Origin of the sequence: Aerosakkonema sp. BLCC-F183 (genome assembly GCF_041929145.1) — a bacterium.
In the GTDB taxonomy this organism is placed as follows: domain Bacteria; phylum Cyanobacteriota; class Cyanobacteriia; order Cyanobacteriales; family Aerosakkonemataceae; genus Aerosakkonema.
This window is the reverse complement of record NZ_JBHFNU010000106.1, coordinates 1-25,627: the sequence shown is the minus strand read 5'-3', so window position 1 is coordinate 25,627 and position 25,627 is coordinate 1. Positions and strand designations below refer to the sequence as shown.

Annotated in this window: 18 protein-coding genes; 13 read left to right on the top strand and 5 right to left on the bottom strand. The window is 43.5% G+C overall.

Annotated elements, in window-relative coordinates:
* Positions 1-11: 11 nt before the first annotated feature.
* The gene (locus ACE1CD_RS31270) at positions 12-3,458 is read right to left on the bottom strand and encodes a PAS domain S-box protein (RefSeq protein ID WP_374793861.1); all 3,447 of its coding nucleotides are present in this window, start codon (positions 3,456-3,458) and stop codon (positions 12-14) included.
* 492 nt (positions 3,459-3,950) lie between these two features.
* Between ACE1CD_RS31270 and ACE1CD_RS31265 the strand changes: the two genes are divergently transcribed.
* Both ACE1CD_RS31265 and ACE1CD_RS31260 read left to right on the top strand, forming a co-directional pair.
* Complete coding sequence (locus ACE1CD_RS31265) at positions 3,951-6,932, top strand: response regulator (RefSeq protein ID WP_374827264.1); 2,982 nt, start codon at positions 3,951-3,953, stop codon at positions 6,930-6,932.
* A 44-nt stretch (positions 6,933-6,976) separates the two neighbouring features.
* Positions 6,977-8,812, top strand: a complete 1,836-nt coding sequence (locus ACE1CD_RS31260; RefSeq protein ID WP_374827279.1) for an EAL domain-containing protein — start codon at positions 6,977-6,979, stop codon at positions 8,810-8,812.
* 18 nt (positions 8,813-8,830) lie between these two features.
* Here the strand turns inward: ACE1CD_RS31260 and ACE1CD_RS31255 are convergent, their stop codons facing one another.
* Entirely contained in the window at positions 8,831-9,994 is a 1,164-nt protein-coding gene (locus ACE1CD_RS31255; protein ID WP_374827263.1) for a response regulator, read from the bottom strand.
* Positions 9,995-11,205: 1,211 nt separating this feature from the next.
* Positions 11,206-11,337: a hypothetical protein gene (locus tag ACE1CD_RS31250; RefSeq protein ID WP_374827262.1), complete on the bottom strand. Its 132-nt coding sequence runs from the start codon at positions 11,335-11,337 to the stop codon at positions 11,206-11,208.
* A gap of 49 nt (positions 11,338-11,386) precedes the next feature.
* Between ACE1CD_RS31250 and atpD the strand changes: the two genes are divergently transcribed.
* The 8 genes from atpD to ACE1CD_RS31210 all read left to right on the top strand — a co-directional run bounded on the left by atpD (position 11,387) and on the right by ACE1CD_RS31210 (position 19,097).
* On the top strand, positions 11,387-12,841 hold the full coding sequence (atpD, locus tag ACE1CD_RS31245) for a F0F1 ATP synthase subunit beta (protein ID WP_374827261.1): 1,455 nt from the start codon (positions 11,387-11,389) through the stop codon (positions 12,839-12,841).
* A 117-nt stretch (positions 12,842-12,958) separates the two neighbouring features.
* Complete coding sequence (gene atpC, locus ACE1CD_RS31240; protein ID WP_374827260.1) at positions 12,959-13,375, top strand: ATP synthase F1 subunit epsilon; 417 nt, start codon at positions 12,959-12,961, stop codon at positions 13,373-13,375.
* A gap of 295 nt (positions 13,376-13,670) precedes the next feature.
* Positions 13,671-14,693 (top strand): hormogonium polysaccharide biosynthesis glycosyltransferase HpsE, encoded by a 1,023-nt coding sequence (gene hpsE / locus ACE1CD_RS31235; RefSeq protein ID WP_374827259.1) that lies wholly within the window; start codon positions 13,671-13,673, stop codon positions 14,691-14,693.
* Positions 14,694-14,723: 30 nt separating this feature from the next.
* Positions 14,724-15,725 (top strand): hormogonium polysaccharide biosynthesis glycosyltransferase HpsE, encoded by a 1,002-nt coding sequence (gene hpsE / locus ACE1CD_RS31230; protein ID WP_374827258.1) that lies wholly within the window; start codon positions 14,724-14,726, stop codon positions 15,723-15,725.
* A gap of 59 nt (positions 15,726-15,784) precedes the next feature.
* Positions 15,785-16,888, top strand: a complete 1,104-nt coding sequence (locus tag ACE1CD_RS31225; RefSeq protein ID WP_374827257.1) for an acyltransferase family protein — start codon at positions 15,785-15,787, stop codon at positions 16,886-16,888.
* A 99-nt stretch (positions 16,889-16,987) separates the two neighbouring features.
* The gene (locus ACE1CD_RS31220) at positions 16,988-17,305 is read left to right on the top strand and encodes a hypothetical protein (RefSeq protein WP_374793852.1); all 318 of its coding nucleotides are present in this window, start codon (positions 16,988-16,990) and stop codon (positions 17,303-17,305) included.
* Positions 17,302-18,321, top strand: a complete 1,020-nt coding sequence (locus ACE1CD_RS31215) for a glycosyltransferase family 2 protein (protein WP_374793851.1) — start codon at positions 17,302-17,304, stop codon at positions 18,319-18,321. Before ACE1CD_RS31220 ends, ACE1CD_RS31215 begins: the two co-directional genes overlap by 4 nt.
* Before the next feature lie 11 nt (positions 18,322-18,332).
* The gene (locus tag ACE1CD_RS31210) at positions 18,333-19,097 is read left to right on the top strand and encodes a DUF6817 domain-containing protein (protein WP_374793850.1); all 765 of its coding nucleotides are present in this window, start codon (positions 18,333-18,335) and stop codon (positions 19,095-19,097) included.
* Positions 19,098-19,100: 3 nt separating this feature from the next.
* On the opposite strand, the gene ACE1CD_RS31205 is transcribed toward ACE1CD_RS31210, so the two are convergent.
* Complete coding sequence (locus ACE1CD_RS31205) at positions 19,101-19,859, bottom strand: SGNH/GDSL hydrolase family protein (RefSeq protein WP_374793849.1); 759 nt, start codon at positions 19,857-19,859, stop codon at positions 19,101-19,103.
* Between the two features lie 256 nt (positions 19,860-20,115).
* Positions 20,116-21,528: a hypothetical protein gene (locus ACE1CD_RS31200; protein WP_374793848.1), complete on the bottom strand. Its 1,413-nt coding sequence runs from the start codon at positions 21,526-21,528 to the stop codon at positions 20,116-20,118.
* Between the two features lie 362 nt (positions 21,529-21,890).
* On the opposite strand from ACE1CD_RS31200, the gene ACE1CD_RS31195 reads away from it, so the two are divergent.
* The 3 genes from ACE1CD_RS31195 (at position 21,891) to ACE1CD_RS31185 (ending at position 25,298) form a co-directional block, all read left to right on the top strand.
* Complete coding sequence (locus tag ACE1CD_RS31195; protein WP_374793847.1) at positions 21,891-22,442, top strand: siphovirus Gp157 family protein; 552 nt, start codon at positions 21,891-21,893, stop codon at positions 22,440-22,442.
* A 330-nt stretch (positions 22,443-22,772) separates the two neighbouring features.
* On the top strand, positions 22,773-24,965 hold the full coding sequence (locus tag ACE1CD_RS31190) for an SPFH domain-containing protein (protein ID WP_374827256.1): 2,193 nt from the start codon (positions 22,773-22,775) through the stop codon (positions 24,963-24,965).
* Positions 24,966-25,094: 129 nt separating this feature from the next.
* Positions 25,095-25,298: a type II toxin-antitoxin system HicB family antitoxin gene (locus ACE1CD_RS31185; protein WP_190462762.1), complete on the top strand. Its 204-nt coding sequence runs from the start codon at positions 25,095-25,097 to the stop codon at positions 25,296-25,298.
* The last annotated feature ends 329 nt before the right edge of the window (positions 25,299-25,627 follow it).

Genomic DNA, 25,627 nt, shown 5'->3' with positions numbered 1-25,627 from the left:
AAGTATGGGTCTCAATAACGATCGCCTAACAGATTTTTGTTAAAAATGGTGAAGTAAAAGGTTGACCCTTGACCGAGTGCAGATTCTACCCAAATGCGACCGCCATGACGTTGCACAATTTTTTGACAAATTGCTAAACCAATGCCAGTCCCAGAGTATTCTTTTTGCGTGTGCAAGCGCTGAAAAATTTGAAAGATGCGCTCGCGGTGCTTGGGGTCAATCCCAATTCCATTATCGCGGATCGCAAAAAGCCACGCACCTTCTTGAAAAGAAACGTTAACGGAAACGATTGGAGGTTCCTGATTGCGGCGGTACTTGATGGCATTACCGATTAAGTTTTGCAAAAGTTGCACCATTTGAGAGCGATCGGCCATTACTACTGGCAATTCGCTTTTTGTAACAATTGCATTACTTTTGCGAATACTGGCCTGAAGATTGGCGCAAACTTCCTCAAACACCAGATTGCAGTCAACTAGCTCAAAAGCTTTGTAACTCCTAGTAACTCGCGAATACAAAAGTAAGTCATCGATGAGCCCCTGCATTCGCTTAGCACCCGATACAATTTTATTTATATAGTTATGACCCTTATCGTCAAGTTTATCTTGATAACGTTTTTCTAAGAGCTGAGCGTAGCTGGCGATCGTTCCTAAAGGCGCTTGCAAATCGTGGGAAGCAACATAGGCAAACTGTTCCAGTTCCGCATTAGAACGAGCCAATTCTTGAGCGTAGTCAGTTTGCTTTTCCAGTAATTGAGCTTGATACAAAGCTATGCTTAACCGCTCCGCTAATTGTTGTAAAAGTGCAATTTCCAATGGCGTCCATTCTCTCATTTCATTACATTGCTGAACGCACAGCAAACCCCATAATTTTTGCGGGGGGGAGGATGAGAGAGGGACAGTAGGAGAATTTTCTAATTTGCTATTTCCGTTTGGCGATTCTCCAGTGACGAGAATTGGGACAATGAGGTTGGAGCGAATCTGATGCTGCTGCATAAATTCCAGATAGCAAGGAGTGCAGCCAACGTTATCAATATCGGAGCAAGAGCGAATTTGTCCTTGGTAGTATTTGTCTAAATATTGAGCGGGCAAACACCGATCTTCTACAACTAATCCCAGCAAGCTTGGAAAATTGGCAACAGCAGCTTCGCTGACAATTTTGCCACCTCCTTCTGGCAGAAGGCGAAAGAACAAAACGCGATCGGCATTCAGGGTATTTTTTACTTCGGTAACCGTGGTGTGGAGAATTTCCTCTATTTGCAAAGATTCGCGGATTTTAAGAGTTAGAGATGCGATTAATTGCTGGTGCTGGACTTGACGGAGTTTTTCTGCTTCTGCTTGTTTTTCTTCCGTGATATCTACCGCACTGCCTTGCAATTTAACAATTTTTCCGGTGGAATCTCGAATCGGGATTAAAGTAGTTCGCCAAATCCGAGTTCCTCCCGGCAATGCTAGCGTTTCTTCGTATTTAATTGGAACGCCAGCACTAAGACAGGCGCGGTAGCGTTCCGTAACGTGGGCGGCGACTTCGGGTGAGAGGGCTTCTGCTGGTGTCTTACCTGCAATTTCAGCAGCAGAAATACCAGTTGCCCGTTCGTGAATTGGGTTCATAGTTTGATAGATAAACTGACCGTCGGGCAGAACGTTAATGAGAAAAATGCTTTCAGCTGAATGGTTAAAAATGCCAGCATAAAGTGCCTCTGAAGCTCGCAGTTTTTCTTGCGCTTGTTGCCTAGCCCAATATGTGTAGATCATTTCGCCAACAACTCGCAGCAGTTGCACATCTTCATCAGACCAATCTTTGCGGTTTTCTCGATACGTTTCAAATCCAATCGTTCCCCAGAGTTGACCGGATGCAGTATTGACGGGAACGGCTAGGGCAGAGCGGATACCCAGGGACTCGAGCAGGTTTTTTTCAATTTCTGCTGTTGTTGGCATTGCCTCGACATCGCTAATTACAGCATTTTCATTTTGGCGATATTTTTCCACCCACCAAGGGAATAAAGAGGTGTCTACATTTTGAAAATGTTGGATTTGCGGTTGAGTTTGACTGTCGCACCATTCGTGAGTCATATAAGCAAAGGTGCTGTTCTCTCGGAAGCGCGTAACATAGGCGCGATTGATGCCCACTGCTACTCCCAATATTGTCAAAACTTGATTGATATCTGCGGCTTCGTTGGTGGCAAATTCTCTGGATACTGCGGCCAAGGCTGTTTCTAAAGTTAGGCGATATTGCAGTTGTTTTTCGGCAAGTTTGCGCTCTTGGATATCCTCGATCGCAGCCATAATGTAACTGATGGCACCGTCAGAGTCTAGTACTACTGATAATGTGAGATTTCCCCATTGCAGGCGACCGTCTTTGCGGATGTAGCGCTTTTCGATCGAGTAATGTTGAATTTCGCCAGCTAACAGCTGACGGTAATATCTCAGGTCTAGTTCTAAGTCTTCTGGGTAGGTAATTTCTTGGAAAGTTAGCGTCAGGAGATCTGACTCAGAGTATCCCAAAAAGTCGCAATATCGTTGATTAACTTTGAGAAGCTGACCGGATAGTGAAGATATAACAATTCCCACAGCAGCTTGCTCGAAAATAGCTCGGAAGCGGGCTTCGCTTTCTCTTAATGCTTCTTGTGCTTGTTTGCGTTGGGTAATGTCGCTGGCAATTCCCGCCAAGCGGAAAATTTCTCCGGCCCAGTTTCTGACGGGAAAAGTGCGATCGAGTACCCAGACAATTGAGCCATCAGGACGAATAACGCGATATTCTTGCTCGCTCGCTTCCCCTTGAAACACACGTTCCCAAGCATTGCGAATTTGCTCTCGGTCTTCTGGATGAACAGCATCTAACCAGCTAATTTTTCGTTCGTAGATACTTTGGCAACTGCGACCCCAAATTTCTTCATAAGCGGGACTGACGTAGAGAAGCTCGCTGATTTCTGCATCTCCTATCCAGAAACATTCGCGAATGCTGCTAGCCATCTGGTCAAATCTCGATTTGCTTTCTAAAAGATCTGCTTCTATTTGTCGGCGATCGCGAATTTCCTGCTCTAACAATTCATTTTTTTCTTGTAGCTGTCGAGCGATCGCTCGCAGTTTTAAATGTATATTAATCCGAGCCAAAACTTCTTCATTTACAAATGGTTTTGTAATATAATCTACTGCTCCCAAAGTCAAAGTATTGACTTTATGTACCCGATCTGAAAGCCCCGTCATAAAAATTACTGGAATGTCTTGGCTTTCCGGTTTATTTTTTAAAGCTTGGAAAGTTTCAAAACCGTCCATTTCTGGCATCATTACATCTAGCAAAATCAAATCAGGCAAGATTGTTTCGATCTGTTTTAAAGCAGTTTCGCCCGATTCTGCCATGAAAATTTGAAACCCTTGTGCTTGCAAAAAAATGCACAGGAATTGCAGGTGATTTGGCCAATCGTCAACTATTAAAATTTTTTGTTTTCCGATTAATTCCATAAATAGTATTTTTGGATAAAAATTATACGGGACTTGATGGCTGTTAAGAAAAATACCACCTTTTTTTTCAAGATCCGCTTTGCGCTTCAGGTGACTTGGGAATTAGTTTCCAAACAGGTAGCAAGTAAATCTTGACATTTTTACTAAATTGTGGTATTATCATCACATTATAATAGAGTTAAGGCACAAAATATTGCTACTATTTTATACTAAAAAGTTTTGGGTACTTGTTTTGTGAGCCGAAAATCGAAACACAGCATTTTTTCTGCACTCTGCAATAGCAGTTGGTTGCCAGAAACGACGCTAATAATTCAGATATAAGTGAAGAAGAGGGCGATATGCTGGCTTCGTTAGCAAAAAATAACTTTTATAAATAATTTTTGAATTATTAAAATTTAGGTAAAAACAACTAGAAGTGCTATTTTCATAACTGTTATAATTTATTGAAATATTATTTGTGAAAAGTTAAGCATAAGTTATGAGCAGGTTGTTATGAAGTGGCTGCCAGATAAGACGGTAAATGCCAATATTTTAATAGTTGATGATACCCTTCACAACTTGCGTCTGTTGTCAAATATATTAAGCGATCGCGGCTATAAAGTGCGATGCGTACCCAAGGGAACGATGGCTCTTGCGACAGCGCGTTTATCTCCGCCAGACTTGATATTGCTAGATATTATGATGCCAGAAATGGATGGCTACGAAGTCTGCGAACAGCTAAAAACAGACGCGCTGACTCGCGATGTACCCGTTATTTTCATTAGTGCTTTACACGAAGCGCTAGATAAAGTGAAAGCCTTTGCCATTGGGGGATTGGACTATATCACCAAACCGTTTCAAGTAGAAGAGGTTTTGGCTAGGGTGGAAAATCAATTGCGCTTGCAGAAGCTGCAAAAACAACTGGCAGAGCAAAATGCCTTGTTACAGGAAGAAATTCGGGTGCGGCGCGAGGCGGAAATGGCTTTGCGGCTGCAATTAAAGCGGGAACAGCTGGTGGGAGCGATACTGGAACGCATTCGTTCCTCTCTCAATTTAGAGGAAGTGCTGACAATGGCAGTTAGGGAAGTGCGATCGTTTTTGTCAACCGATCGCATCATCATTTACCGTTTTAACCCTGACTGGAACGGAGTAGTAGTTGTCGAGTCGGTAGCGTCAGGGTGGACATCCACTTTGGGAATTGAAATTGGCGACGAATGCTTTATCAAAACCTATATTCCCCTTTACCAGCAAGGACGCATTCGAGCGCTTCCAGATATTATCGGCTCCGATTTGCAGCAGTGTCACAAAGATCTGCTCGGTAGATTCGAGGTGAAAGCTAGCTTAGTAGTCCCCATCTTGTATGGAGAAGAAACGATCGAAAATGCCAAATCATTAATTCCCAATCAGTTATGGGGACTGCTAATTGCCCATCATTGCCAAGGAGAAAGAGAGTGGCACACATCAGAGATAGAATCTCTCAAACAACTGTGCCTGCAATTGGCGATCGCCATCAAGCAATGCACCCTCTTTGAACAAGCCAAAACAGAAATTGCCGAACGTAAGCAAGCAGAGGAAAAGCTGCGACAGAGCGAACAGCGTTTTCGCGATGTCTCCGAAGCAGTGGGCGAATATCTATGGGAAGTAGACGCTAACAACACCTACACCTTCGTTACCGACAGAGTGAAATCGGTTAAAGGATATGCACCTTCCGAATTAATCGGACACAAGCCGATCGAATTCATCTCTCAAGAAGATATTGAAAAAGTTATAAATATATTCAGCGATGCCTTTAGCAAAAAATGCACCTTTAAACTACAACATCGCAATATCACTCCCTCTGATGAAATTGTTTGGGAAGAAGTCGTTGGCATTCCACTTTTCGACAATCAAGGTAATATAGTCGGTTTTCGCGGCACCGGACTAAACATTACAGAGCGCAAGCAAGCAGAAGAAGCACTGCAAAAAGCGAAAGAATCTGCCGATGCAGCAAATCGTGCCAAGAGCGAATTCCTCGCCAACATGAGCCACGAACTGCGAACGCCGCTTAATGCCATCTTGGGATTTAGTCAAATAATGAACCGCGATTCATCCCTTAACCAAGAGCAGCGGGAACATCTGAGAATCATCAATCGCAGCGGCGAGCATTTGCTGTCACTGATTAACGACATTCTAGATATGTCCAAAATTGAAGCTGGCAGAACAACCTTTAATGAAAAGACTTTTGACTTAATTCATCTGTTAGAGAGCCTGGAAGAAATGTTGCGATTAAAAGCTTCTAGTAAAAGCTTAGATATTCGCATTAAGTATACCCCAGATATTCCTCAGTACGTGCGAACCGACGAGGGTAAATTGCGCCAAGTCTTGATTAACCTGCTGGGAAATGCGATCAAATTCACTGAAGAAGGAAGCGTAACCCTGCGCGTCAGAGTAGGAGACTGGGAGAGTGGGAGAGTGGGAGATGCCCAACAACTTCTTTCTCCCCCTTATCTGCTCCCCACCTCAACTGGGCCTCACTTTTTCGACCTTTTGTTTGAAGTGGAAGACACTGGCCCCGGTATTGCCAAAGAAGAGATGCACAAGTTATTTCAAGCTTTCGGACAAACAGAAATCGGTAGACAATCTCAACAAGGAACAGGGTTAGGTTTAGCCATCAGCAAAAAATTCGTGCAACTGATGGGAGGCGATATCATCGTCAGCAGTAAAGTGGGTATAGGAACAAAATTTGCATTCAATATCCAGGTGCGTTTAGCTCGATCGCAGGAAGTAGAAACAGCCAAGGAATCCAGGAAGGTAATCGGTTTAGCGCCCCACCAACCTGAATATCGCATCTTGGTGGTCGAAGATGTCAAAGTCAGTCGCCTTCTGTTGATCAAACTTCTGGCGTCGGTCGGCTTTTGCGTGTGCGAAGCTACCAACGGCAGCGAAGCAATTGCCCTATGGGAAAGTTGGAAACCCCACCTAATTTTTATGGATATGCTGATGCCGGTGATGGACGGATATGAGGCGACCAAACATATTAAAGAGCGAGCTAACGGTCCCCAAACCACAATTATAGCTCTGACTACTAATGCCTTTGACGAACAGCGAAAATCTGTTTTGTCAGCAGGCTGCGATGATTTTATTCGCAAGCCTTTCCGAGAGCAGTTAATCTTTGACAAAATTGCTGACTATTTGGGGGTAAAGTATATCTACGAACAGCGGTTGCCAGAGGAAAGGCAAAAAGCAGAAGCTCGAAAAGAAAGTTCATCTGACCCTTTAGGAGGAGCTTCTTCTGAGAGCGTTCATCTATCGTCTTTGCAACAGATGCCTAGTGAATGGATTGCCGCTTTGCATCAAGCTGCAATAGAAGCAGATGACGAATTAATTTTAAATTTAGCCGAGCAAATTAAAAATACAAATGCTACCTTGTCAAAGTATATCAGCGACTTAGCGCATAGCTTCCAATTTGAAAAAATTAATGATTTCACAGAAGAAATAATCAAACATATAGGCTAGAATAGATGACTTCAGAACAAGGAAATCAAAGGGTATATGAGAAAATGAATAAGGATATAGCATCTACAATAAAAGGCAACATTCTACTTGTTGACGATACGCCGGATAATCTGCACCTTTTATCCAATCTGTTGAGCGCACAGGGTTATAAAGTTCGGTGCGTAACGAACGGACAAACGGCATTGAAGGCAGCTCGCGCTAAACTACCCGACTTGATTCTGCTCGATATCATGATGCCGCATATGAATGGCTACGAAGTTTGTCAAATCCTGAAATCCGATACGCAAACGAGAGACGTTCCGGTAATTTTTTTGAGTGCATTAGATGAAGTTTTAGACAAGGTAAAAGCCTTTAGCGTTGGAGGTGTAGACTACATTACTAAGCCATTTCAGTTTCAAGAAGTTTTAATCCGCGTCGAAAATCAACTGGCTTTAAAAACGGCAGAAACAAAAGTTCGTCAACTGAACGCAGAACTTGAAATTAAGGTAAAAGAGCGTACCAGCGAACTAGAAGTGACGAATCAAGAACTTCAGCGAGAAATTGCCGAACGCAAGCTACTAGAAAAGCAACTTTTGCATATGGCGCTGCACGATCCGCTGACTGGTTTGCCCAACCGCGCTTTGTTTATGGAGCGTTTGAAACAAGCTGTCATCCGCGCCAAGCAACAGCCAGAGTACCAATTTTCAGTGCTGTTTCTAGATTGCGATCGCTTTAAAATCGTCAATGATTCTCTCGGTCATTTGGTCGGAGATGAGTTGCTGACGGCAATTGCTAGCCGATTAAAATTATCTCTCAGTCCAGTTGATACTTTGGCCAGATTAGGTGGGGATGAATTCACCCTTCTTTTAGAAGAAATTAAAGATATTACCAGCGTTACACAGATTGCAGAGCGCATTCTTTGGGAATTATCTCGCCCGTTTTACTTAGATAAACGCGAAGTATTCATCACTGCTAGTATTGGCATTGTCCTGGGCAATGCTACCTACGATCAACCAGAACATTTGCTGCGAGATGCCGATACGGCAATGTATCGCGCCAAGGCATCCGGAAAAGCGCGGTATCACGTCTTCAATCCAGCCATGCACCAGGAAGCACTTCAGCTTTTACAGTTGGAAACTGACCTTCGCAGAGCGATCGAACGGCAAGAATTTGTCGTGTATTATCAGCCCATAGTCAGCCTTTGCGAAGGCAAAATTTCTGGTTTTGAAGCCCTCGTGCGCTGGCAGCATCCCACACGCGGTTTTGTTTCTCCAGCAGAGTTCATTCCCGTAGCAGAAGAAACCGGCTTGATTACTTTCATCGGTACTTGGGTAATGCGGGAAGCTTGTCAGCAGCTTCGCATTTGGCAAGAACAAAAACTTTCTGAAGAATCCCTAACTATGAGCGTCAATCTTTCGGTGCGCGAGTTCTCTCAACCCAACTTGATCGAGCTGATTGATGACACTCTTAAAAAAACTCAACTGAGCCCTCAAAGTTTAAAACTAGAAATTACTGAAAGTGCAATTATGGAAAAAGATGGGTCGGTCACGGCGATTCTCCAGCAACTTAGAAACCGTCAAATTCAGTTGAGTATTGATGATTTTGGCACCGGTTATTCTTCCCTCAGCTATTTGAATCGTCTTCCAGTTGATACCCTTAAGATCGATCGCTCGTTTATTAATCCTATAGATAAAAATTCTGAAAGTTTGGGTTTAGTTCCTGCTATTATCACTATTGCTCATTCGCTGGGTATGAGTGCGATCGCAGAAGGCGTCGAAACCCAACAACAGCTAGCCAAACTGAGGACATTAAACTGTGGCTTCGGTCAGGGATACTTGTTCTCGAAACCATTGGGAAGCAAATTAGCAGCAGACTTGCTCGCCGCAGCTCCCCAGTATTGAAATAGCCAAAAAAAGAAGCTATGGAGTTGGAGTCGGGGAAGAGACAATCTTTGCCGGAATGGTGAAGTAAAAAGTTGTTCCCACTCCGGGTTGAGATTCTACCCAGATGCGTCCTCCGTGACGTTCCACAATTTTCTTACAGATGCTCATACCGATACCATTACCTGGGTATTTTTTATAGGAGTGCAGGCGTTGAAAAACCTCAAAAATACGCTCAAAATGCTGACTTTCTATACCTATGCCATTGTCGCGAACTGCTACGATCCATTCGTCGTTTTTCTTTGCTTTGGCAGTAATCTCTACCTGCGGCGGAACTTCGGGACAACAAAACTTGATGCTGTTGCTAATCAAGTTTTGGAAAAGCTGCATCAGTTGCGTGCTAGAGCCCATTACTGTGGGCAAATCGGAATAGCTAATACTTGCACCGCTGGCGGAGATTTCTTCCTCTAGATTGGCTAGCGCTTCTTCTAGTACGGTTTTGCAGTCAGTCGGTTTGAATTCTTCTGTAGAAGTGCCTACCCTCGAATAATCTAGCAAGTCTTCAATTAGCTGTGTCATCCTCCATCCCGCATTCACAATATTTGCGATGTATTGCTTAGCATCTGTATCGAGATGATTTTCGTATGTTGCTTCTAGAATACGGGCGTAGCCAACGATCGCCTGTAGGGGTGATTGCAGGTCGTGGGAGGCAATGTAAGCGAATTGTTCTAGTTCGTCGTTGGATCTTTTCAGTTCTTCGTTCAATTTTTGCAACTGTGTATTTTGCTCGGTGAGTTGACGATACAACTGTTGAATAGTCAGTTGATTGGCGACGCGAGCGAGAACTTCTTCAACTTGAAACGGTTTGGTGATGTAGTCTACGCCACCGACGCTAAAAGCTTTTACTTTGTCCATCACATCATCGAGAGCGCTGATAAAAATTACTGGCACCTCGCAGGTTTTCTCCGAAGCTTTCAGCCTTTGGCAAACTTCATAGCCATCCATGTCCGGCATCATAATATCGAGTAAAATTACGTCGGGTAATAGAGTCTGACAGGCAGTCAGAGCCATTTGACCGTTCAAGGCTTTGCGAACCTGGTATCCCTGCTCTCTCAGCATGAAGGATAATATACGCAAGTTATCTGGCTGATCGTCAACTACAAGGATGTTACCTTTAAGTGTATGGGAAGAATTTTTACTCATTGTTTGTGAACCCCGGCTGTAGATTACCATCGCAACTGGGGCGCAGCCGCAAGCAGGTTTAAAACCAATTTATTTTCCAAAGGTTTAGAAAATAGGCAGCCCTAACCAAAGTTACAGTTTCTTTTGTAATCTTTTCTCAAAGAATAGCAAATTTATCGGTGGCTCATAGCCTAATCTGAGGGTTATTGAGAGAGGGATAAACCTGTATTTTACACTAAAACACTGAGATAGACGGCCTACCTCTCTAAGTAATTTACGTATGGACAGCATAGGATCTGCCTTTTGCCGTACTGGATTGGAACGGTATCAGTACTTTGCCTCAACCCCACAGGCGATCGCTACTTCCACACTGCACAATATTTGCCTTTGTCAATCCCTATTTACCAAAAATTCATCAATAGCGATAGAGCTGTTGAGATTGTGCAGCAAGTGAAAGCTTCTTACAGCAAGCTTTTTGCTGATTTTCAGTTCGTCGCGATCGTATTTTTACTTATTTTCAATTCTAAATTTTCTATAAAAATTCGGAAAAAGTGCTCGCGGAGCTAGTAAAAATATGGAAAATTTTTATGTATAATTACTCTCCTTTAAAAAAAATGCTACATAAGTAATTTTTACAAAGACAGAAAATAATGTATATTGCTGCTAATTCTATTAAAATAAACCTAGCTTGTTTTTGGGTTTCTAGATCTGATTTTTGCTCATGGCTTGAAACTCTGGCATTGCCAATCGTTGCCGCGTTGTCTGATTTGACTCCCAGTAATTGAGCTAAATCATAGCTTCTATGGCCATTGGCTGTGCGTTCAGGGGTAAGCTTACTGACTGTATTCCCGTGTACCTTCGGCGATACTTCTCTAAGTTTTAAATCACATTAAGTTGTATTTGTCAATACCTACTAAGCCAGAATTTACAGATAAGCATAACCTAATCACCTGAACTTGATTCAATTACAGAAGATTAGGGCAACAGTTGGCATAAATCTGTCCAACCAATTACAGCAAATTCCGTGTTTTTCTCAGTGGAAAGCGCGGCTATTTTTTTGGGGGGATGATGCAGTGGCGTTTAGAAACCCGGTTTCTTGGAGAAACCGGGTTTCTACGGTGTCTGAGTAGAGAATGTGGTCGATCGCGATTCTTCAATCTAGTACCAGGCTCAAAAGCCTCCTTGATTGCCAATTTTCCGCTATAAGCCCGTTTTCTCAAGACTAAATTACCTCAAACATAAGTAGGCTCTAGATCCCCGACTTCTTCAAGAAGTCGGGGATCTGGGCCTTCATCTATGGCTGTAAACGCGATCGCCTCAACCCGCAGAAATATCCCGTTCGGTGGTAATCTGAGAAATGGCATTGCTAAATGTTAAGACAGTTCCCCCATATCTATATAGATAGGCGCAAGCATGGTAGCCAGCACAGAAAGAACAAACATAGGCCGCATCAGCCAGATCATTGGCCCCGTTGTAGACGTGGAATTTTCCGCCGGCAAAATGCCGCAGATTTACAACGCCTTGAAAATCCAAGGCAAAAACGAAGCAGGACAAGACGTATCCGTCACCTGCGAAGTACAGCAGCTGCTGGGCGACAACCAAGTCCGCGCCGTTGCCATGAGTAGCACCGATGGCTTGGTGCGCGGTATGGAAGCGGTAGACACAGGCGCTCCCATCAGCGTGCCAGTTGGCGCTGCTACCTTGGGTCGCATTTTTAACGTGCTGGGCGAACCGATCGACAACCTGGGCCCAGTCAATACCTCGGAAACTTTCCCCATCCACCGTCCCTCTCCCAAACTGACGGAATTAGAAACCAAACCCTCCGTTTTTGAAACAGGTATCAAAGTAGTAGACCTGTTGGCTCCCTACCGTCGGGGTGGCAAAATCGGTTTGTTCGGTGGTGCTGGCGTGGGCAAAACCGTCATCATCCAAGAACTGATCAACAACATCGCTAAAGCTCACGGTGGTGTGTCCGTGTTTGGCGGTGTGGGCGAACGCACCCGCGAAGGTAATGACCTCTACAATGAATTCAAAGAATCGAAGGTCATTAACGAAGAAAATATCGGCGAATCAAAAGTGGCGCTGGTATACGGTCAGATGAACGAGCCACCGGGAGCCCGGATGCGCGTTGGTCTGTCGGCGCTGACAATGGCTGAATACTTCCGCGATGTGAACAAGCAAGACGTGCTGTTGTTCATCGATAATATCTTCCGGTTCGTGCAAGCTGGTTCGGAAGTGTCCGCGCTGCTGGGTCGGATGCCTTCTGCGGTAGGATATCAGCCCACGCTAGCTACCGAAATGGGTGCTTTGCAAGAGCGGATCACCTCCACCACCGAAGGTTCCATCACTTCGATTCAAGCAGTGTACGTACCTGCGGACGACTTGACCGACCCCGCACCGGCTACCACCTTCGCTCACTTGGATGCTACCACGGTGCTGTCTCGCGGTTTGGCTGCGAAGGGAATTTACCCAGCAGTCGATCCCCTCGATTCCACTTCCACCATGTTGCAACCGAGTGTTGTGGGTGAGGAACACTACCAAACAGCTCGTGCGGTGCAGTCTACTCTGCAACGTTACAAGGAATTGCAAGATATCATTGCCATTCTCGGTTTGGATGAATTGTCGGAAGATGACCGTTTGACGGTAGCGCGTGCGCGTAAGATCGAGCGTTTCTTGTCTCAACCGTTCTTTGTGGCGGAAGTGTTTACTGGTTCTCCCGGTAAGTACGTGAAGCGGGAAGATACGATCAAAGGCTTCAAACAGATTCTTTCCGGTGAATTGGATGGTCTACCGGAGCAAGCTTTCTATATGGTAGGCACCATTGAAGAAGCGATCGCTAAAGCCGAAAAGATCAAGTCTGGTAAGTAATCGAGTCGTCAGCGGTCAGTAGTCAGTAGTCAGCTGTCAAGAAAAACACAACTGACAACTGACAACTGACAACTGATAACTAACAACTAATAACTGACAACTGACAACTGACAACTTATGACTTTAAACGTTCGCGTGATTGCACCAGACAAAACTGTCTGGGATTCTCCAGCCCAAGAATTGATTCTGCCCAGCACCACCGGGCAATTAGGTATTCTGAGCGGACACGCACCACTTTTGACCGCTTTGGATACAGGCGTGATGCGAGTTCGTCAAGATAAAGGTTGGGTATCTATTGCTCTGATGGGCGGATTTGCCGAAGTCGAAGAAGATCGAGTGATTATTTTGGTTAACGGTGCCGAACGCAGCGAATCTATTAATATCGAACAAGCTCGCGCTGCTTACAACCAAGCTCAAGAGCGCTATAACCAAGTGCAAAATAGCGAAAACCGTCAGGAAAAATATCAGGCAACTCAAGCTCTGAAGAGGGCACGCGCCCGTTTTCAAGCTGTGGGTGGCATGGTGCAAGTCTAGGAAAGTAGGGTGGGCAATGCCCACCCTAGTTTAAAGTTATAGAAAAGTAGCGATATATTTAAAGTTTTAGTAAAGATTTGCAATAGGTTGAAAAAATTACATCTATCTTGGGTAGTAATTGGGCAAAATAGGTAAGTCCACCAGATCGGTTACGCTGTCGGCTTAACTTTAGAGGGCTTGAGGTTTTTGACGTTCTTATTCGTCGATCGCGATCGCAATGCCTAAGTCCTCAGCAGACTTACCTAAGTAGTATTGCTGACAGTACGAATCGTTTACTAATCAAAGGCTGATCGGAATGGTTGATTTTACTGTAGCGATTCCCACTTACAATGGAGCCACCCGCTTACCCAAAGTTTTGGACAAACTGCTCGCTCAGCTCGACACAGAACACTTTTCCTGGGAAATCTTAGTTGTTGACAACAACAGCAAAGATAATACCGCAAAAGTGGTGCGCGAGTATCAAAGCAACTGGCCGCAAGCTTATCCGTTAAAATATGTATTTGAAGCCGAGCCAGGAGCTGCATTTGCCAGAAATAGAGCTGTGCAAGAAGCCACAGGTAAATTGATTGGTTTCCTCGATGATGATAACTTGCCAGAGTCTGACTGGGTAGCAGCTGCTTACCAATTCGGTCAAGTCCATCCAGAGGCGGGAGCTTATGGCAGCCAAATCTTCGGGAAGTTTGAAGTCGAACCACCCCAAAATTTTCACAGAATTGCTGGTTTTTTGGCAATTACGCAGCGAGGTACAACGGCACATCGCTACGAACCGCGCAAAAAGTTACTACCCCCTGGCGCTGGGTTGGTAGTTCGCAAACAAGCTTGGCGCGACAACGTTCCCGAACGTTTGGTGTTGAACAATGTGGGGAAAGAAGCGGGTTTAGCCAGTGAAGATTTGGAAGCTTTGTTGTATATTCAGAAAGCGGGTTGGGAAATTTGGTACAACCCAAATATGCAGATTTACCACGAGATTCCTAGTTGGCGTTTGTCAAAAGATTACTTGATATCTGTGGCGCGTTGTATTGGTTTGAGTCGCCATCAGTTGCGGATGGTGAGATTAAAAAATTGGCAAAAACCGCTGTTGATTCCGATTTATTTGGCGAACGATTTACGGCGATTGATTATGCACTCGATCAAATATAAAGGTGTGGCGAAAAAAGATGCGATCGCAGCTTGTGAATTAGAGCTATTACGATGCAGCTTAATTAGTCCTTTTTTCCTTTGGAAGAAGCACTATTTAGGATGTAATAAAATGAATCGATCGAATCAAGAAAAACAATCAGCTTTGCAGGCGGTAAATCCGCCATTATCTTGCAAATAAAAATAAATTAAAACAAAACGTCTAACGTCTATGGAATTCACCGTAGCTATCCCAACTTACAACGGAGCGATCCGTTTACCCAAACTTTTAGAGCGACTGCGAACTCAGATTAATACCGAACATTTTGCTTGGGAAATTATTGTTGTTGATAATAACAGTAAAGATAATACAGCAGAGGTTGTTCAAGAATATCAAAAGAACTGGCATTCCCATGTTTTACTTAGGTATAGTTTTGAACCAGAACAAGGAGCGGCTTTTGCAAGATTGCGAGCTATTCGGGAAGCCAAAAGCGAATTAATTGGGTTTCTAGATGATGATAATCTACCCGATAGTAACTGGGTATTTGCTGCTTATTCTTTTGGCAAAGAGCATTCAAAAGCGGGTGCTTATGGCGGCCAAATTCACGGAGAATACGAAGCAAAACCGCCTGCGAATTTTAAAAAAATACAATCATTTCTGGCAATTATAGAGCGAGGTTCAAAACCAAAGCTGTACGATCCTGATAAGTTAGTTTTACCTGCTGGAGCAGCATTTGTAGTTCGCAAACAAGCCTGGTGTGATTCTGTTCCCAAACGCCCCATGCTAAGTGGTAGAGTGGGAGGACAAATGTTAGGAGGAGAAGACTATGAGCCATTGCTATATATACACAAAGCCGGGTGGGAAATTTGGTATAATCCAGCCATGCACACCCATCATCAAATTCCCTATTGGCGGCTAGAAAGAGATTACTTAATTTCTCTAAGCCGAGCCTGTGGTTTGTGTGTTTGCCATCTTCGCATGATTAATGCTAAAAAATGGCAGAAGCCAATTCTTATGACCAGGATTTTTTTGAGTAACCTGCGCCGAGCTGTGCGACACCGGCGTCAGTATCGAGAACAAGTTACGACCGATATTGTCGCCGCTTGCGAGATGGAATTCTTCTTGAGTTGCTCGGCTAGTCCTTTTTATTTTATTAAAACTTCTCTAGTTTTGCAATTAGCCGGATATTTTGGAAAAAATAAAGATATAAAAAACACTGAAGTTTGTCAATGACAAAAACATAAGTTACAATATTTGTAGGCTTTTAAAGCACCTATTATTTCCAATAAACTATGGAATTACCCATTGATTCAACAACGCAGCCAGTAAAGGAAAGTAAGCCCGATTACATGATTCAGCTAGATGCTTTACGGGCAATAGCTGTACTCGGCGTATTAGTTTACCACTGGCTACCGAAAGAACTATTTTTAAATTCAAAATTGGAATGGGGGATACTTGGAGTTAAGCTTTTTTTTGTACTAAGCGGTTTTCTAATTACTGGGATTTTGTTGAAATGTAGAGATAAAATTGAATTATATGGTCAAAATACGGGAGAGCTTGTAAGGAAATTTTACATCCGCCGCTTTTTGCGTCTGTTACCGATATATTATCTAATTCTTTTTCTAACTATCATTTCTGTTTCGGGCTGGAATTTTTCTTATTTTTGGCATTTTACTTATACATCTAACATTTATTATGCTTTCAACAAATGGGATGTTAATTCACCTTTCTGGACTTTATCAGTAGAGGGACAATTTTATTTAATTTGGCCTTTAATTATACTTTTTTTACCCAGAAAACACTTATTAAAAGTTATTTTGGTAACTATTTTAATATCCCCATTATTCAGGATATTATTTTTCGATCTTTTCAAGAACGGAATTAAAGTTCAACTTCTTACTTTTGCTTGTTTGGATTTGCTAGGAATGGGGTCTTTACTGGCATATTACTATCACAATCCTGACCTACTTAAAAACAAAAAATATTTATCTAATTTTTGTTTTTGGGTAGGAGGTATGTTGTTCATTAGTTTAATTTTTACCAGACATTATATAAAAGGCCCGCTTGGATTTGGGTTATTTGACACTGTTACCGCTCTTTATTTCACAGGTTTGGTAGATCGCGCAGCACGAGGTTTCGGCGGTATTGTTGGAAATATTTTAGAATTCAAACCATTGGTAAATGTTGGTAAGATAAGTTATGGTATTTACGTATACCACTCTTTTGTAGCTTCTAAAATTCCGGAATCTTTCACTAGCAAGTTGAACCTATCTTACTCAAAGAATATATGGATTGAATTCTTTTTACAAACCGTAGCTACTATAATTATTGCATCATTGTCATGGCATTTTTTTGAAAAGCCAATCAATAATTTAAAGAAATATTTTAAGATTTAATTATTAAAAGTAGGGTGGACAATGCCAACCCTGCTGGTTATAAGCAAGATAATTAGAAAAAAACAGGAGAAAAATTTATGAAAAAACCAGCGATCGCGATTGGAAAAAGATTATTTAATTGCTCTGATTCGTGGCTGCGGTTTAACAATTTGTCATGGACAGATGATTAATCCTAAAAAGTGGCATAAAGCAGCGATTATGGCGAAAATTATGCGAGGAAGTCTGCGCCGCTACCTACAGCACTTGCTCAAGTATGGCGGAGAGGTTATAACAGATGCGATCGCAGCTGGCGAGATGGAATTTTACTTGAGTAGTTTGGCAAGTCCTGTTTATTTTATTAAAACTTCCCTAGTTTCGCAGTTAGCCGGATATGCTGGAAAAAAAAACATACTAAAAATGCTGGAGATGTATAAATGACAGAAGCACAAGTTACTTTACTTATAACCCAACGGGAGAGATTCAGCTATACCGATCGCTCCCTCGAAAGCCTTTACGAGAATACAACTACACCCTTCAAGTTAATTTATGTGGATGGCAATTCACCCGCTCGCACAAAACGCTATCTAGAAAAACAAGCTAAAGAAAAAGGATTTCGGTTAATTCGCCGCGAAAATTTCCTCGCTCCCAATCAAGCGCGTAACCTAATTTTATCGGAAATAGATACTAAATATGTTGTCTTTTTTGATAACGACGTACTATTCACTCCGGCTTGGTTAGATCGACTTTTACAGTGTGCGGAAGAAACGGGAGCGTGGTTAGTTGGGCCACTTTATTGCGAAGGGAAACCGGAAGACAAAATCATCCACATGGCAGGAGGTTCTGCACACTTCCGAGACAAGCAGGGTAGACGGCAGTTTTTTGAACAACATCGCTTCGCCAGAAAATCAGTTGACAAAGTAAGTTCCGAACTGCGGCGAGAAGAAACTGAATTGATCGAGTTTCATTGTGTACTGGCGCGTACCGAAATATTTGAAAAGGTAAGTTTGGATGAAAGATTTTTAAGTACGGGAGAACACTGGGATTTGTGTTTGGAGGTTCGGCAAAACGGCGGTACTATTTATTTTGAGCCGAATTCGATCGTCAGTTACGTTGCGCCACCCCCATTCGCTTGGTCAGATTTACCTTACTTCTTTCTGCGTTGGAGTGAAGCTTGGAATCGCGATAGCTTGAATTACTTCCGGGAGAAATGGAACTTATCAGAAGATGACCCTTGCCTAAAAGGTCATTATATTTGGTTAAATCGCCATCGGCAAAGAACGATCAGAGAGTCGATTCGTCAATATTTACCAATCAAACGCGGTGCTTGGGTTAATCAAAATATTTTGATGCCGATCGAGAAACAGTTGAATAAGATTTTCTTCCGCGAGTCGGGAAGGAAATCCCCAAATCAAAAAGAGGAAACTGTTAGTACAGCCACAGCTTCTAAATCTTAAGAACAAAAGCAATGTATCCCTTTGCTCAAACAAACATTCAACTGTTCGCTCAACTTTCTAGACAGGGTTATTCAGAAACAGAACTAAGCTGTATTCTGAAAGCATACCAGCTAGCGATGTCTCTATTTACAGGTTTCTTTCGAGGGGACAGCAAAACTTTCATCGCGCATTTAGTCGGAACTGCTAGTATCGTAGCTTCTGTTAATGCGCCTGTGGAGGTAGTAGCTGCTAGTTTGTTGCACGCCGCTTATATGCAGGGTGACTTTGGAGATGGGGGAACGGGTATATCCAACAGCAAGCGGGAACAAGTAAGGCGTGCTGTTGGTAAGGATGTAGAAGAATACATTGCCAAATATACTGGTTTGAAGTGGAACGAAGAAAGCATATCGGCGATCGCTCAAAGTCTAAATACGCTTACTCCTAGCGATCGCCAAGTGCTTTTGATGCGTTTGGCAAATGAATTAGAAGATCATTTAGATTTGGGTATTCTTTACTGCGCTAATTTCGAGAAACGACTGCACTATGTCAAATGTAGCGGCGATTTAATTGTAAAAATAGCAAAAGAATTGGGTTTTGCTACCTTAGCTGCCGAACTAACGCGAGTGTTTGCCGAAGTTACTTCAGCTAACATCCCCGCCGGACTTCGCGGCACTTATAATTATTCGTTTCAGCTTGCACCCAAATCTTATCAAAAACGTCCTTTAGTAGCGTTGCGCGATCGACTTGTTCAAAGTCGGCGTTTTCTTGGTTCTGTTGTCCGTCATTTAAAAAAATAGAAGCTATAAAGTTAGTCTTGCTAATACCTTTGTCAGTTCTTGATTCAAAATCTGATATCCCTTGGCGTTGGTATGCAAAGTATCGCGCTGGTACTTATTTTTGCCGTTTTCAGCTAAAAGCGAATAGCTATCTAAAATAATCACATTCGGCGCTTGCAAAGAATATATGTAAGAGTTTAGCTCTAAAATAGCGCGATCGACCTCCGATGACCAAAACGGTTTTCGTGTCAGAGGTACATCACCAACGGGGAAAATAGTTGTGAGGATAACCGTCGCGCCGAGAGAACGCGATCGCTTCACAATTTCCTCTATATTATCCTTACAATTAGCAACTATCCTATCTTTTTGGCGAGGAAACAGCGGTATCGTTTTCAAATCGTTGATACCGACTTGCACAACCACAATCTTCGGACGCAACGGTAAAACGTGCTTATCAAACCTTTCCAACACCTGACTGGAAGTTTGACCGGTAATACCTCTGTTCGCAAACGAAAAACCTTTTAACCCACTGGGAAAAGGCCATTCTTTCGATCGCGAATCGCCAAAGAACACTACATTTGCTGTGGCGGTATTACTCACATCCCGCTGACTGGATTTAGCGCGAAAATCCTGCAAACCCAGCGGATCTAAGCGAATTTGATTTAGGAGAATATAGTAATGTCTTGCTGCAAAGAATAGACTGAAATTGAGGACTACCGATCCAATTAGAACAACGAGACACAAGATTAATCCTAAACTAAAAAGGCGCTGCGAATTTTGCATGATGAGAGGTGATTTAAACAAGAGGATGTATTCTCGTGACAGGGTTGAACTCGATCGCGAGGGATGGGAGGCAGAGCCTCCCGATGATCAGATGTTATATCGTATCTGGTAGCATTGACAGTGCAAGCATGATTTCCGAGATTGTCTGTTGCGATCGTTAGTTAAAATTTAACCGCAGATGTAGACAGATGAACGCAGATAAACGCAGATAAGATCGGATTTTTTTCGCAACTGATGCTACCGGACACGATCTCAGTTAAGCTGGTGTTTTTACCGTGTAATACTCATATTTAGCATACACGCTAATAATCGTATCGTCAACCTCAAAAAATGTTCCTTCGCGCTCATATTTGGAGAATTGCAAGTGGGGATATTTAGCACCAATTTCTGTCGCAGTTTGCGCTACTGCTTCCATATCATTGGGTAAATTTCCGGTAGAACCGATGTAGAAAACCAGCGGACTAATCTTTTCACGATAAACTTTTTCTACATATTCCTCCAGTTGCTCATTTGCGGCAGTCAAAGCCGCTACAAATCGATCGCGAACGACTTTTTCTCCGTTCCATTTTGCCTGCAACATTGGCATCAAATTATCTGCGCCAACTTTTGATAAGATTGCCGCAACGCTACCGTTATCTTCGATGCCGAGAAAGTCATCGAAAATTGGCTGCATCAACTCGTCAACTTGAGTTATTTTGGTGCGCGATGACAGGGTTTTGTGCGCGAAGATAATGTTCGCATCCAAGGCGATATCGAATGTGGGTTTTTCCACCTTCTCGCCAGTATCTCGATTGTATACTTCGTATATGCGATCGAGGAATTTATTGGCGGAATGAAGTTTACCGAAATTGAGGATATCTGTGCTGCCAATATCGACTTTGTAGCTTTTGCGAAAATCAACTGTGCCGTTAGCAAGCGCTGCATCTAGAGAGGCATACTCCGTCGTTTTCGGAAAGTTGATATACAGGTTTTTGGAGAGATAGTGCTTTTTCAATTCCTCCACTTGTTCGGGTATGTAAGTATCTGATTCTTTCTTCAAGAAAGCCGATAAGATACTGGCAAGTACTTTCACTTCGGCTAAATCGTCAAACACGCCGTTAAGATTGTTGTGATTTACCTTGTCAGGTACTAGCGGTAGATTGTCGAAACAGATCGTGTATTCAGCACGAAAATCATAGTTTTCAACTGGATTGCCGTCTTTTTCAACTACGCCTTTTTCCTCGAACAGATCGAACACTTTCTTGCTGGCGAATTTGACTTGTAGGGACTTGACATTTATGTCGCCATCCCTGACAATGGTGTAGTTATTGAAAGTTTCGAGATGGGTAAATAGCAAACCTGCGACTTCGGTAATTTGGATGCCATCTTCACCATTGACCAACTTAAACGGTCGGGAAGTCAGCATATTGATGGTGGCGGTATTGCGATTGAGTTTAAATGCGATCGCACGCACATACTCGCCACCATCGGTAAATTCACCTTTCAGCAAAGGCGGGACAAGATTGCCTTTTTCGTCTCTGGAACCGGGAATTTTCTTCAACCCTTGGCGTTGATAGTTATCCCGCAAATTCTGAAGATTAATAATGATGCTGCTATGGTTCTCTGACCACAGTTTAACTAGCTCCAGCACAGAAATTGTATTGTTGAGTTTTGCGATATTTATAGCCATGTGTCGGTTTTTCCTGAATTACAAAGCAAACATCAGGGAATTTTGGATTTTGGATTTTGGATTTTGGATTAGCACTCTCAGTAGGCTACGTCAGAGGCGGAAAACCTCATGCGATCGAGCTATAACCAAAGTCTGACGAACCCTACAGTTGATTTAAGTGTGACAATCCTTGCCACAGACTACCTAGATAAACCCAGAAAAATCTAAAACTTATCTGCGTTCATCTGCGTTCATCTGCGGTTAAAAATCAGAAAAAATTTGTCAGTGACAGTAAAGATTTTAGGTAAAAGTAATGAAGTGTTCTAACTACATATATTATACTACAAAATTAATGGATTGGGGAAATTTGAGGAGCCAAATTAATGGAAAGCATCGCCACACACAAAGGATCGGCACAACCGCGAACCCTGTTCGGCATTTCCGCCGATCTCAGCCAGTTAAACGTGCTGCTGGATGAGTTAGACGGCGACGATGAAGAAAGCAGACAGCTAATTACGAGTTGGCTGGAAGAGTTGGGAGAAGAACGCGATCGCAAACTCGATAATTACGCCGCCCTAATTTCCGAATTGGAAGCAAAAGCCGCAGTTCGCAAAGCAGAAGCGAAACGGTTGGCAGAATTAGCCACCGCTGATGAAAAACGCGCCCAAATGCTTAAAGAAAGATTAAAATGGTTTTTCGAGGTCAACAATCTCAAAACAGTTGACACCGCACGCTACAAATTATCCATGACAAAACACGGCGGTAAAGCGCCTTTACTTTTAGATGAATCGGTATCGCCAACTGAATTGCCAGAAAAATTTCAGAAAATCACCGTTGAACCCGATAAAACCGCCATTAGAGCAGCGCTAGAGGCGGGAGAGGAGTTAGAATTTGCACAACTGGGCGATCGCGGAACGAGTATTCGGATACGTTAAGAAGGGTATAGAAAAGTCAAAAGTCAAAAGTCAAAAGTCAAAAGTCAAAAGTCAAAAAGAAGAGGAAAAAGGGAAAATATTAATTCTTCCACTCCCACTCTCCCGTTATCCCCCTCTTGCCATTACGAGAAGTTTAAGAATTTGGGTGAAGACTTGGGGAATTGCTAGTGTAGGGATACTCAGATCTTGAAGCAGGCGTCGAAACCGGGTTTCTTGGAAATTAAAGCCAAGAGCCTAAATTTTTGATTAAGAAACGCGGTTTCTCAGGTCTTGTTGACAGTAGTGCAAGATGTGAGCATACCTACTCCCTGTTTGGGGATGATTTTTTTTATGAAAAATTTGACAAAACCTCGTAGAATCGTGGGATTGGCGGCATCGGTAGTGGCATCGATCGCCATTTCCACCGGCATCAACTCTGCCAACGCGGAGGCACTCAAAACCAGTCAAACAGAAAAACCAGCATCGATAAGTCTTAACGCAACTCAGACACAGCCAAAAGAAATCATTGCACCTCTCCAAGAAAGAAACTCTTTGGCAGGCGAGACGCCTACCCCACAAGAGTTAGTGGAGATGTCTATTGCACAACAGGTGCAAACTAATAGCACCCAGTATCGAATTCAACGCGCAGACATCGGGCCACTAATCGCCCTCATTGTAGTCGGCGGCGTCATCGTCTGTATCCCCATATTCTTTGGCGGACTCGTCGTTATCGGCGAACGGGAAGTCGGCGTTGTGGTCAAGAAATTTGCCCTGACCGGTCGCGGACTTCCCCCAGGACGACTGATAGCTTTAAACGGCGAAGCTGGATATCAAGCCGATACCCTTGCACCTGGGTGGCACTGGGGCTATTGGCCCTGGCAATTTTCAGTTCGCAAAGAATTAGTTACCGTCGTATCCCAAGGCGAAATCGCCCTTATCGTCGCCGCCGATGGTGCTTCTATCCCGCCGCAACACATCTTAGGTAAAGTTGTAGACTGCGATAACTTTCAGGATGCCCGCAAATTCCTCAAAAACGGCGGCGAAAAAGGGCGTCAGCTAGGCTTTCTCACGGCAGGTACTTACCGCATCAATACCGCTTTGTTCAAAGTCATCACCACCGCCAACGCAACTAAAGAAGGTATGAGTAGCGAACAGTTGCGCGTCCACACGGTCGCATCGGACAAAGTAGGTATCGTCACTACCTTAGACGGCATTCCCATCTCGGAAGGCGAAATTGCAGGGGCGGTTGTTCCCGGACACGATAATTTCCAAAACGGTCAGAAATTCATCACAGCTGGTGGAAGACGGGGTTTGCAAGAGCAAATTCTGCTGTCCGGGTCTTGGAATTTGAATCCTTGGTTTGTGCAAGTGGAACAAGTTGCCATGACGGAGATTCCGATCGGCTATGTCGGTGTGGTAATTTCTTATGTTGGCAAAGCGCACGAAGATGTCAGCGGCGCTGCTTTCACTCACGGCGATTTGGTGCGTCCGGGACACAAAGGCGTGTGGACGGAACCGCTTTACCCAGGCAAACATCCACTGAATACCCGGATTATGAAGGTGGAGTTAGTGCCGACAACTAATATAGTGTTGAACTGGTCGGCGAGAACAGAACGGCATAATTACGATTCCAAACTGGCATCGCTGACTGTGCGTTCTACTGACGGGTTTGCGTTCGATTTGGAAGTTGCACAGATTATTCACGTCGGTGCTTTGGATGCGCCGAAGGTGATTTCCCGTGTTGGCGCGATGCAAAATCTGGTAGATCATGTATTAGAACCGACGATCGGCAATTACTTCCGCAATTCGGCCCAAGCTTACACGGTGTTGGATTTCCTGAGTGCTAGAAGCGAACGTCAAGCTGAGGCTTCCGAGTATATTAAAACAGCTTTGCGGAGTTACGATGTGCAGGCGATCGATACTTTGATTGGCGATATTCAACCGCCAGGACAGTTGATGCAAACGCAGACCGATCGCAAAATAGCAGAAGAACAGCGCAAAACCTACGAAGTGCAGCAAATGGCACAAACGCAACGCCAGCAACTCGTGCGCGAAACAGCCTTAGCCGAAATTCAACAAGAAATGGTGAAATCCGAACAGAATGTCAGCATTGCGGAACTGAAAGCCAAAGCGCAAATCAAACAAGCGCAAGGTGAAGCGGAAGCGACAAAACTGCAAGCGGCGGCGGAAGCGGCTTCGATTCGCGCTACGGGTACTGCGAAAGCGGAAACCTATCGCGCTGGTGTGGAAGCCTTGGGTTCGCAAGGTTACACGGCAATGCAGCTAATGCAAATTATAGGCGATCGCAAAGTCCGTTTAATCCCCGATGTCCTCGTCAGCGGTAACAACGGCGGTAACGGTTTAGTCGATGGTTTGCTAACAATGCTGTTGTGGAATCAAGCAGGCAAATCGAATAATTCCACCCCGCCAATCACACCAGAAACTAACGGCGAATTACCAAATTCAGATACCGTTCCCGTAATTCCCGTTGAGTTCTTACCCGAAAAAGAAAACGGTCAAGTCAAACCGCCAACAGTTCGATAATTCTGTAGGGTGGGCACTGCCCACCTTACTTAACTTTTTCGCGCCCATGTTTGAATATGGGCGCGAAGTTTAAGGCAGGTTCTTATTCTGCTATAATCAAGAAAACTCTGACTCTTTCTAAAGATAAACATGAAAATAAAAGCAATTATACACCCCGCCGAAGAAGGAGGATATTGGGCAGAAGTTCCCGCCTTACCAGGATGTATTACTGAAGGTGATACTTATGAAGAAGTTATCTTTAACTTACAAGATGCCATTCAAGGTTGGTTAGAAGTAGCTAACGAAATTCAGGTGAATAACGACTCAGAAAAAGTGGTAGAAATTTTAGTATGAAGTCGATATCCGGGAAAAAGCTTTGTAAAATAGTTGAGGAAAGAGGATGGTTGTTAAAACGAATTACCGCCAGCCATCATATTTATCCTGGGGGGGAGACAACAATCGGTCAACCCCTTACTGCGTGCGGGGTTGACCGATTGTTGTCAAAAAAAAATAGGTCTGCTATTCTCAAGTAGACCTAACTGATGAAAAAAATGAATTTAATACCTTCATTTTACACCCAACACTTAAAAACGCAACTAAAAAGAGCAGAGTTTTTAATTTTGGATATATTAGTTGTGATGCTACAACAGCATCGAATAGTAAAGTTAGAAGAATTGGCTGGC